The following is a 1,314-nucleotide window of genomic DNA, read 5'->3' on the forward strand; positions in this document are numbered from 1 at the left end:
CCGGCCCATCCGGCTTATCGCCACCGACCTTGACGGCACGCTGCTGCACGACGACAAGACGGTCTCCGACCGGACGATCGCCGCGCTCGCCGCCGCGGAGGCAGCGGGCATCGAGGTGTTCTTCGTCACCGGGCGCCCGGCCCGCTGGATGGACGTGGTCAGCGATCATGTGCACGGCCATGGCCTGGCGATCTGCGCGAACGGCGCGGCCGTCGTCGATCTGCACCGGGGCTCCCGCTTCGTCGAGGTCAGCCCCCTGGACCAGGGAGTGGCGCTCGACGTCGTCCACGCCCTGCGTGACGCGGCCCCCGGCACCACCTTCGCCGTCGAACGCACCGGCGGCATCCACTACGAGCCGCAGTACCCGCCCTTCCTCCTCGACCCGACCGCGGTGATCGCACCGGCCGAGAAGCTCCTCGCCGAGGGGTTCGCCGCGTCCCCGGCCCCCGATCCGGCAGACGGCCCCGGCACCGACGGTCCGTATTCGACCGACTCCGATATGCCCGGACCGGGCACCGCGGGCGTCACCCGCGCGCACAGCGACGCCGGCACCTCCGACCAGCCCGTGCTCAAGCTGCTCGCGCACCATCCCGACCTGGACCCCGATGCCTTCCTCGCGCTGGCCCGGACCACCGCGGGCCACCTGGCGTCCTTCACCCGGTCCAGCCCCACCGCGCTCCTGGAGATCAGCGGCCTGGGCGTCAGCAAGGCCGGCACCCTCGCCCGCTGCTGCGCGGAACGCGGGATCTCACCGGAGGAGGTCGTCGCCTTCGGCGACATGCCGAACGACATCGAGATGCTCACCTGGGCCGGCACCTCGTACGCCATGGCCAACGCCCACCCGGACGTACTGGCGGCCACCACGCGCCGCACGGAATCCAACAACGACGACGGCGTGGCGGTCGTGATCGAGCGGATTCTCCAGGGGCGTTGAGCCTGCCGTCACGGCGGCAGGAGAACGGTCCGTTCGACGGGTCCGTGGTTTCACGTGAAACCACACCCCTCCCCGGTCCGCGCATGTTTCACGTGAAACGCCCAACTCCCGCGATCGGCCGTGGACATGGGGTGCAGTCCCGGCAGGGTCACGGCGCGCCTGACACAGGAACCCGCTGAAAGGGCGACCAGGACGATCGCCGCCCTTCTGACGCGGAAGCCCGAGCGACCATAGGCCCCGCTCCCCTCACAACGGCGCCTCCCACGTCACCATCGTCCCCTTGTCGCCTGCGCCCAGCCCGGGGCCGTAGGTGCTGGAGCCGCCCAGGGACTCCGCGCGCTTGGCGAGGTTCTTGAGGCCGCTGCGCCGACCGCCCCGCG

The 1,314-nt window shown here is 71.8% G+C and carries 1 protein-coding gene and 1 pseudogene; one reads left to right on the plus strand and one right to left on the minus strand.

Annotated elements, in window-relative coordinates:
- The first annotated feature begins 7 nt into the window (after nucleotides 1-7).
- Complete coding sequence (locus AB0I03_RS26680; RefSeq protein WP_167390737.1) at nucleotides 8-934, plus strand: HAD-IIB family hydrolase; 927 nt, start codon at nucleotides 8-10, stop codon at nucleotides 932-934.
- A gap of 246 nt (nucleotides 935-1,180) precedes the next feature.
- Here the strand turns inward: AB0I03_RS26680 and AB0I03_RS26685 are convergent.
- A pseudogene (locus tag AB0I03_RS26685) lies at nucleotides 1,181-1,314 on the minus strand (two-component system sensor kinase); the annotation flags it as partial.

It is taken from the genome of Glycomyces sp. NPDC021274, assembly GCF_040641195.1.
In the GTDB taxonomy this organism is placed as follows: Bacteria; Actinomycetota; Actinomycetes; order Mycobacteriales; family Micromonosporaceae; genus Glycomyces.